Below are 9,338 nucleotides of genomic sequence, written 5' to 3' on the forward strand. Positions count from 1 at the left end.
GATCGGTGCCAGCGCCGCTTCGCTGACCGAGGCGGTGAAGCCCTGGATCGCGTAGTTGCTGGTGTGGACCTTCAGCAGCAGCGCGGTGTGCGGTCCGATCGCGGCCTGGTAGTCCCGCGCGTGGGTGCGGTTGGTGGTGCCGACCTCGACCAGCTTCGCGCCCGCCGCCGCCATCACGTCGGGCATGCGGAAGGCGCCGCCGATCTCGACCAGCTCGCCGCGCGACACGATCGCCTCCTTGCCGCCGGCCAGCGCCGCGATGCCCAGCAGGACGGCCGCGGCGTTGTTGTTGACCACCGTCGCCGCCTCGGCGCCGGTGATCTCGCACAGCAGCGACTCGACCAGGCTGTCGCGGTCCCCGCGCTCGCCGCGCGCGAGGTCGAACTCCAGGTTGTTCGGCGATCCCATGCAGGCCAGCACCTGCTGCAGGGCCTCGTCGGCCAGCAGCGCGCGGCCCAGGTTGGTGTGCAGCACCGTGCCGGTCAGGTTGATCACGCGCCGCATCCGGGGCGCCAGCCGCTGTTCGCAGCGCCGCTCGAGCTCGGCGGGCAGGTGTCGCAATTCATGTGCCGCCAGCGTGCCCTCGACCGCGCGGCGACGCCAGGCCTCGAGCAGCCGGCGGGCCTCCCCGGCCACGAAGGCATGACCGTGGCGCGCCATCAGGTGGGTGACGGCCTCGTCGCGCAGCAGGCGGTCGACGGAAGGCAGGTCCTTCGGCGCGGCGCCGGTCGTCCCGGTGGCAGGGCCGTTGGCGCCGTTAACGCCGTTGACGCCGTTGACGCCGCTGGTGGCCGTAGCCGCCGCCGCGGCGGTCGCGGCCGTGGTGCCAGGAGTGGAAGGGTCGGAAGCGGCTGCCGGGGAGCCTGCCGTCGGACCATGAACCATGGATGCCTCGGGCCTCATGCTCAGCGCCCTCCGGGATCGGGAGGCGGCGCGCCGGGCCGACCCGGCGGATCGAGGCCCGCGCCCGGGCCGCCATCCAGCGAGGCCTCGGCCTCGCCCAGGATCAGCATCGGATTGAAGCCCTGGCGCACCAGGCCGAGCTCGCCGACCAGCAGGTCCAGCGTCAGCGTGGCGAGGTCGTCGGCCAGCGGCTCGACCTGCAGGTCCTTCTCCATGTGGACCTGCTTGAGGTAATGCCCGCAGGTCTCGCAGCACTCGGCGGCGACCGCCTCGGCCTTTTTCCCCTCGTCGTCGACCAGCGTCTGGAAGCTGATGCCCTTGGTGCCCTGGCAATGCGTGCACTTGATGCGCACGTAATGCCATTGCGCGCCGCACAGCGAGCAGGCCAGGAAGCGCTGCCCGGACAACTCGGCCGCGACGCGGGTGATCGAGGCCACCGGCCGCGAGCCGCAGCACGGGCACACCGTGGGGTCGTCGATCATGCCGAAGGGGGCAACGTTCTCGCCCTGGTCGCTGCGCTCGTAGCGCTCCTGCAACCCGGTGACCAGCCGCGTCCAGTACACCTGCAGCGCCGCGGCGACCAGCGGCGCCGCCGCCGGATCCAGGCCCGGTCCGCCGCCCGCCAGCAGCGCGGCGGCCTGCTGCTCCAACCAGCCCTCGTCGGCCTGCGCCAGCCGGGCGACCAGCGCCTGCGCCGGTTCCGGGATCGCCGCGCCGCGCATGGCGGTCAACAGCGCCTGGAGCTCTTCGCGCCAGACGGCGTCGCGCGGATGGCTCTGGGCCTCCACCGGCGGCAAGCCACCCACCATCGCGCCATTGATCAACACCTCGTCCGGCAGCTTCAGCGCGCGGGGCTGCTTCAGCAGCTCATGCTGGCGCTGCGCCAGCTCAGCCACGAACAGCAGGTAGTCCCGCATCGCATGCCCGTCGGCCAACTGGCGCAGCCGCAAGGCGCGCTCGGCGAAGAGGCCGGGTTCCGGCACCTTCACCGGCGCCGCGCGGGCGCCGGCATTGACGGCGATCTCTTCCGGGCTCATCACCCGGATGGGGCTGCTGGGGGTCATGCGGGGGGACGCTCCTTCACTGCCTTGTGCCACAGCGGATGATGGTGCGCGGCCCAGGTGTCGGTGACTGTGCCACGGGTCATCGCCCGGAACGAGCCCTTGACCCAGATCGCGGCGTAGACATGGATGATGATCGTCAGGATCAGGATCGCCGCCGCCGCCGCATGCAGCACCACCGCGACACGGCGCATCAGGATGTTCCCGTCGGGGAACCAGGCGTGCCAGAACATGAAGCCGGTCACCAGCAGGATCAGCAGCGACACGACCATGATCCAGAACACGATCTTCTGGCCCGCGTTGTACTTGTGCGCCGGCTGCGTGCCGTGCTTGTGGCCGCCGAAGATCATGTCCCCGCTCTGGCGCATCCATTGGCGGTCCGCATCGGTCCAGCGGTTGTCCCGCCACAGCTGCGCGGCCAGGAACGCGAACGCGACCACCATGCCCAGCCCCATGTAGGGGTGCAGGATGCGCGCCCACGGCCCGCCGCCGAAGAGGTGGCTCAGGAAGAACAGGCTGGGATGGAAGAAGGCCAGGCCCGACAGCCCGGCGCACAGGAACAGCAGCACGATGAGCCAGTGGTTGATCCGCTGGCTGTCGCGATAGCGTTGCAGCAACATGTCGATCTCCCGGTGAAGGTCAGAGACCACCGCCCGCCGGCGGCACGGCGGGGTCGCGCGGCGCGTCGCCGTGCTTCGCGCGCTCGTAGGCGAGTTCCTCGTCCTCGTCCGGCTCGTCGTGTCCGGTCTTCTGCGGCCCGACCTTCATGTAATGGAAGAAGCCCGCCACCGCCGCGCCGATCATCGCGGCCACCGCCAGCGGCTTGGCCGCGCCCTTCCACAGCGACACCAGCGGACTGATGTGCGGATCCTTGGGCAGGCCGTGATAGAGCTCGGGCTGGTCGGCATGCTGCAGCACGTACATGACGTGCGTGCCGCCCACGCCTTGCGGGTCGTAGACGCCGGCGTTCTGGTAGCCGCGCTCCTTCAGGTCGACGATGCGATCGGCGGCGAACTCGTGCATGTCCTCCTTCGAGCCGAAACGGATCGCGCCGGTCGGGCAGGCCTTCACGCAGGCGGGCTCCAGGCCCACGCCGACGCGGTCCGAGCACAGGCTGCACTTGTAGGCCTTGTTGTCGGCCTTGCTGATGCGCGGCACGTCGAAGGGGCAGCCCGTCACGCAGTTGCCGCAGCCGATGCAGTGCTCGGAGATGAAGTCGACGATGCCGTTCTGGTACTTCACGATCGCGCCGGGCGCGGGACAGCTCTTCAGGCAGCCGGGGTCCTCGCAGTGCATGCAGCCGTCCTTGCGGATCAGCCACTCCAGCTTGTTCTCGACGACCTCGACCTCCGAGAACCGCATCACCGTCCAGGACTGCGGCGTCAGGTCACGCGGGTTGTCATAGGTGCCGTGGGTGTCGCCGACGTCGTCGCGCAGGTCGTTCCACTGCATGCACGCCACCTGGCAGGCCTTGCAGCCGATGCAGGACGACACATCGATCAGCTTGGCGACCTCCGGCGTGGTGCGCCGCGCGTCGGGACTGGGCAGCGTCGTGGCGGAGCGCAGCGCGATGTCCAGGGATTGCAATGAAGACATGGCGGTTCCTCAAGCTTTTTCGATGTTCACGGTGAAGCTCTTGAACTCCGGCGTCTGGGTGTTGGCATCGCCCACGAAGGGGGTCAGCGTGTTCACCAGATAACCGGGCTTGGCCACGCCGACGAAGCCCCAGTGGTTGGGCAGGCCCACCGTGTGGACCCGCTTGCCGCCGACATCCAGCGACGCCACCCGTTTGGTCACCACCGCCACGGCCTTGATGAAGCCGCGGTTGGAACTGACCTTCACCTGGTCGCCATTGGCGATCCCCTTCTCCTTCGCGAGTTCCTCGCCGATCTCCACGAACTGCTGCGGCTGGATCACCGCGCTGGTCCGCACGTTCTTGGTCCAGTAATGGAAGTGCTCGGTGAGCCGGTAGCTGGTCGCCACGTACGGGAACTTGTCCGGCTTGCCGAAGGCCTCGCGGTCGGCCTTGAACACCCGGCCCGCCGGGTTGTTCATCGCCTTGGCGTTGTTCGGGTGCATCGGGTTGACCGTCAGCGGCGACTCGAAGGGCTCGTAATGCTCCGGCAGCGGACCGTCCACCATGCCGCTGGGCGCGAACAGCCGCGCCACGCCCTCGGCGGTCATGATGAACGGCCGCACCGCGTCCTCGTCGTTGGGATTGGCGTCGGGCCGGATGTCCGGCACGTCCGAGCCGCCCCACTTGTCGGTGAAGGACACCAGCCGCCGCTTCGGATTCCACGGCTTGCCGGTCGGGTCGCAGGAGGCGGCGTTGTAGAGCACGCGCCGGTTGGCCGGCCAGGCCCAGGCCCAGTTCAGCGTCTGGCCGATGCCCCACGGATCGCTGTTGTCGCGCCGCGCCATCTGGTTGCCGGCCTGCGTCCACGAGCCGGTGTAGATCCAGCAGCCGCTGGAGGTCGAGCCGTCGTCGCGCAGCAGGCCGAAGCCCGACAGCTGCTCGCCCGCCTTGGCCAGGACCTTGGTCGGGTCCTTCGGATCGGTCACGTCGGCCAGCGCCTTGCCGTTGTATTCCATCGCCAGTTCCTCGGCCGAGGGGCTGTGCGGGATCTTGTAGGGCCAGCTCAGGTTGACGATCGGATCGGGGAAGGCGCCGCCGTCCTTCACGTACAGCGCGCGCAGGCGCAGGAAGATCTCCGCGATGATCTCGGCGTCGCCCTTGGCCTCGCCGGGGGGCTCGGCGCCCTTCCAGTGCCACTGCAGCCAGCGGCCGGAGTTGGTCAGCGAGCCCTCCTCCTCCGCGAAGCAGGTGCTCGGGAAGCGGAACACCACCGTCTGGATCTCCTCGCTCTTGACGTCGTTGTGCTCGCCGTAGTTCTTCCAGAACTCGGCGGTCTCCGTGTTGAGCGGGTCGATGATGGCGAGGAACTTCAGCTTGGACAGGCTCTCGACCACCTTCTTCTTGTTGGGGAAGGAACCCACCGGGTTGAAGCCCTGGCAGATGTAGCCGTTGACCTTGCCCTGGTGCATCAGCTCGAAGGCCTGCAGCACGTCGTAGCCCTTGTCCCACTTGGGCAGGTAGTGGAAGGCCCAGTCGTTCTCCTTGGTCGCGGCCTTGCCCCACCAGGCCTTCTGCTGGCTGACGAAGAACTTGGGGTAGTTCTGCCAGAAGCTCATCTGGTTGGGACGCAGCGGCTTGAGCGCGCGGGTCTTGTAGTAGGTCTCGAGGTCCTGCTCCGAGTCCTTGGCCAGGGACATGTAGCCCGTCAGCGAGGTCGACAGCAGCCCCAGGTCGGTCAGGCCCTGGATGTTGCTGTGGCCACGCAGCGCGTTCATGCCGCCGCCCGGCTGGCCGATGTTGCCCAGCAGCAGCTGCATCAGCGCGCCGGTGCGGATGATCTGCGAGCCCTGGCTGTGCTGCGTCCAGCCCAGCGCGTACATCACCGTCATCACCTTGCCGGGGACCGAGGTCTCGGCGATCTGCTTGCAGACCTCCAGGAACTTGTCCTTGGGCGTGCCGCAGATCTCGCTCACCTTCTCCGGCGTGTAGCGCGAGTAATGCTGCTTCATGACGTTGAGCACGCAGCGCGGGTGCTGCATCGTCATGTCGACCTTGGCGAAGCCCTTCTCGTCGAGCTCATAGGCCCAGGACGCGTTGTTGTAGGCGCGCTTGGCCTCGTCGTAGCCCGAGAACAAACCATCCTCGAACTTGTAGCCCTCGTTGATGAGGAAGGTCGCGTTCGTGTAATGGCGGGCGTATTCCTTCTGGATCCTGTCGTTGCTCAGCAGGTAGTTGATGACCCCGCCGAGGAAGGCGATGTCAGACCCCGCGCGGATGGGCGCGTAGTAGTCGCTCATCGCCGCCGAGCGCGTGAAGCGCGGGTCGACCACGATCAAGCGGGCCTTGTTGTGGTGCTTGGCCTCGATCACCCACTTGAAACCGCAGGGGTGGGCCTCGGCGGCATTGCCGCCCATGATCAGGACGAGATCGGCGTTCTTGATGTCCACCCAATGGTTGGTCATCGCACCGCGGCCGAACGTCGGGGCCAGACTGGCCACCGTCGGTCCGTGTCAAACGCGGGCCTGGTTGTCGAACGCGAGCATCCCCGTCGAGCGCATCGCCTTGTGGGTGATGTAGCCCGACTCGTTCGAGGACGCGGAGGCGCAGATCATGCCGGTCGAGAGCCAGCGGTTCACCGTCCTGCCATCGGCATTCGCGGCGATGAAGTTGGCGTCGCGGTCCGCCTTGAGCAGCTTGACGAAGCGGTCCATCGCCTCGTCCCAGCTGACGCGCTTCCACTCCTTGGACCCGGCCTCGCGGATCTCCGGGTACTTCAGCCGGTTGGGGCTGTGCACGAAGTCCAGCAGGCCCGCGCCCTTGGGGCACAGGGTGCCGCGATTGACGGGGTGGTCCGGGTCGCCCTCGATGTGGATGATCTCCGGGGTGACGTTCTTCGCCTTGTCCCCCAGCGAGTACATGATGATCCCGCAGCCCACCGAGCAGTAGGGACAGGTGTTGCGGGTCTCGGTTGCCCGGGCGAGCTTGAACTGGCGCGTCTCGGCCAGTGCGGCGCTTGGAGAGAACCCCAAGGCCACGAGGCTGGAGCCCATCACGGCCGCCCCGCTCACCCGGAAGAAGTGCCTCCGGTTCATGTCCATCTCGTGTGCCTCCTGGGTTCGACGCCGTTGCCGACCTGGGTGAAATGCACGACCGTCACGCGGTCCGTCCAAGTATTTCGGCACAAAGCCCGGGCTTTGTCCAATACGGACTCACCCTTTGACGAGAGGACGAACCGCAGGGCGCACGACGGATGGGAGAGGTTTTTCCTGAGCGCACCGTTGTGCGCTGCAGCAGCCAGCGGCGAGGGTCAGGTGTTTTTCGAGATGGTGATCGTCGGGAATTTCGACGAGTAGTCCTTGGCCTGCCCCGCCAGCTTCACCGCGATCTTGCGGGCGATCTGGCGGTAGGCCTGGGCATGCGGGCCGTCGGGCTCGGCCACGACGGTGGGCTTGCCGCTGTCGGCCTGCTCGCGGATGGACAGCGCCAGCGGCAGCGAGCCCAGCAGCTCCTGGCTGTACTGGTCCGCCATGCGCTGGCCGCCACCGCTGCCGAAGATGTGCTCGGCATGGCCGCAGTGGCTGCAGATGTGGATGGCCATGTTCTCGACGATGCCCAGGATCGGCACACCGACCTTCTCGAACATCTTCAGGCCCTTCTTCGCGTCGATCAGCGCGATGTCCTGCGGCGTGGTGACGATCACCGCGCCGCTGACGGGCACGCGCTGCGACAGGGTGAGCTGGATGTCACCAGTGCCCGGGGGCATGTCGATGACCAGGTAGTCCAGGTCGCGCCAGCGCGTCTGGCGCAGCAGCTGCTCCAGCGCCTGGGTCGCCATCGGGCCGCGCCAGACCATGGCCTGGTCGTCCTCGACCAGGAAGCCGATCGACATCAGCTGCAGCCCATGCGACTCCAGCGGCTCCATCGTCTGGCCGTCGGTGCTCTCCGGCCGGCCGTGGACGCCCAGCATCAGCGGCAGGCTGGGGCCGTAGATGTCGGCGTCCAGCAGGCCGACGGTGGCGCCCTCGGCCGACAGCGCCAGCGCCAGGTTGGCCGCCGTCGTGCTCTTGCCGACACCGCCCTTGCCGGAGGCGACGGCGATGATGTTCTTCACGCCCGGCAGCAGCTGCACGCCGCGCTGCACCGCGTGCGCGATCACCTTGCTGCTCAGCCCGACGCTGACGTTGCCCACGCCGGGCACCGAGCGGGCCGCCGCCACCAGCGCGGCGCGCAAGCCGTCGATCTGGCTGGCCGCGGGATAGCCGAGCTCGACGTCGAAGCTGACCGTGTCACCGGCGATCTTCATGTTGCGCAACTGCTTCGTCGAGACGAAGTCGCGACCGGTGTTGGGGTCGATGACCTGTTGCAAGGCCTGGAGCAGCTGGACTTCTGGGATCTGGGACATGGGCGTGCGGCGGAGCGGGTCGCGAGAACCCGGGGGTCGGAAAACGGATGAACGGGCGAACGGCGGGAGCGCCCGCTCGAGCGGGGCGCACGGTCGGCGGACGCTCGGGCCGAGCAGTCTAGCCCAGCCTGAAAAGGCCTCTGGTGGGCGGCGGAACCTCCACACCCGCAGGCCCACCTGCCCATTGAAGGAAATGCCGTTCATGCCGAGTCAGAGGGACGCCCAGGTCGACCGATCGAGGCCATGTCCTGCCGCCGCGCGCTCGCCCAGCATGCAGGCCCATGAAATTCAAGATCTGCGCCGCACTCCTGCAACTGATGCGCCCGGTCGCCGGCAGCCTCCACCGCCTGTGGGCGCGAAGCCCTGGCCGGCGCAAGACCTGGTCCAGCCGAGCGCTCGTCGAGCCGCCCCGACGCCCGGTCCCGCGCCTCATCTGGAGCTACTGGCATGACGCCAACCTTCCCGCGGTCGTCGCGGCCTGCGTGGCGAACTGGCGGCGCCACGCGCCCGGCTACACGATCCGACTGCTGCACCGGGACACGGCGCTGGCGGCGCTCGACGGGCTGCCGCTGCCTCGCGCCTTCAATGCCTGGCCGGCCTATCGGCAGGCGGACTGGTTGCGTGTCGCGCTGGTCGGCCGGCATGGCGGGCTGTGGCTCGATGCCAGCGTGTTCCTGACGCGCTCGCCGGATTGGCTGCTCGCGCTGGCCACGCGACGGCGGGGCTTCGTGGGCTTTCACCTGAACGGAGGGGACGCCGGCGCCGGCGGGCCGGCGGCCTGGCCCTACCTGGAGAACTGGTGCTTCGCGGCACCACCGGGCGACCGATTCGTGCTGGCCTGGGAGGCCGAGTTGCGGCAAGCGATGCGCCACGGCGAGACCGCCTATCTCGCGCAGCTGGGCGACGCGCGGGATGCCCTGCTGGCAGGCATCGATGGGCCGCACTACCTGGTCATGCATGTGGCGGCTCGCGTCGTGCTGCGACGCGACGGGCCCTTCAACGTGCATCTGCTGCCGGCGGAGGATTCGGCCTTCTTCTACCAGTCTCGCACCGGCTGGCGCCGTTGGCGGTTGATGTTGGCCCTGCTCGGATGGGGGCGCCGCCAGGACACGCCGCTGGTGAAGCTGCGCGGCACGGAGCGGCATCGACTCGGCGCGCAGTGCGCGCACCGGGCTCCGTTGCGGCACAGCCTCGTCGCGACGGAATTGCCGGAGCTCGCAGTGCGCCCCCGCGCTTGAATCGCCAAGCGGCGCAAGCTTCAGGCCAAGCGGAAAGGAAAAAAGGCCGCAGCGGTTGCTGCGGCCTTTTGATGCTTTTTGGCGCCTTGCTGGCGGCTCCGGGATCGATTCAGCGTCGTGATCCGATGTCGGAGCGAATTTGGTGGGCCCTGAAGGAT

General features: G+C 68.4%; 7 protein-coding genes. 1 reads left to right on the forward strand and 6 read right to left on the reverse strand.

Annotated features, from left to right (window positions below; all coding sequences use genetic code 11):
* The 6 genes from selA to apbC form a co-directional block, all read right to left on the reverse strand.
* The coding region (gene selA, locus FUT87_RS18235; protein ID WP_147241942.1) for an L-seryl-tRNA(Sec) selenium transferase at positions 1-885 on the reverse strand (885 nt) is incomplete at its 3' end.
* Positions 886-905: 20 nt separating this feature from the next.
* Positions 906-1,967, reverse strand: a complete 1,062-nt coding sequence (fdhE, locus tag FUT87_RS18240) for a formate dehydrogenase accessory protein FdhE (protein ID WP_147241943.1) — start codon at positions 1,965-1,967, stop codon at positions 906-908.
* Entirely contained in the window at positions 1,964-2,584 is a 621-nt protein-coding gene (locus tag FUT87_RS18245) for a formate dehydrogenase subunit gamma (protein ID WP_091733976.1), read from the reverse strand. Before FUT87_RS18245 ends, fdhE begins: the two co-directional genes overlap by 4 nt.
* Before the next feature lie 19 nt (positions 2,585-2,603).
* Positions 2,604-3,560, reverse strand: coding sequence for a formate dehydrogenase subunit beta (gene fdxH / locus FUT87_RS18250; RefSeq protein WP_147241944.1), 957 nt, complete (start codon positions 3,558-3,560; stop codon positions 2,604-2,606).
* A gap of 9 nt (positions 3,561-3,569) precedes the next feature.
* On the reverse strand, positions 3,570-6,638 hold the full coding sequence (gene fdnG / locus FUT87_RS18255; protein WP_147241945.1) for a formate dehydrogenase-N subunit alpha: 3,069 nt from the start codon (positions 6,636-6,638) through the stop codon (positions 3,570-3,572).
* Positions 6,639-6,847: 209 nt separating this feature from the next.
* Positions 6,848-7,942 carry an iron-sulfur cluster carrier protein ApbC gene (gene apbC, locus FUT87_RS18260; RefSeq protein ID WP_147241946.1) on the reverse strand — a complete coding sequence of 365 codons (1,095 nt, stop codon included), beginning with the start codon at positions 7,940-7,942 and terminating at the stop codon, positions 6,848-6,850.
* A gap of 281 nt (positions 7,943-8,223) precedes the next feature.
* Between apbC and FUT87_RS18265 the strand changes: the two genes are divergently transcribed.
* The gene (locus FUT87_RS18265; RefSeq protein ID WP_147241947.1) at positions 8,224-9,180 is read left to right on the forward strand and encodes a glycosyltransferase family 32 protein; all 957 of its coding nucleotides are present in this window, start codon (positions 8,224-8,226) and stop codon (positions 9,178-9,180) included.
* Positions 9,181-9,338: the final 158 nt, after the last annotated feature.

Source organism: Mitsuaria sp. TWR114 (genome assembly GCF_007997345.1).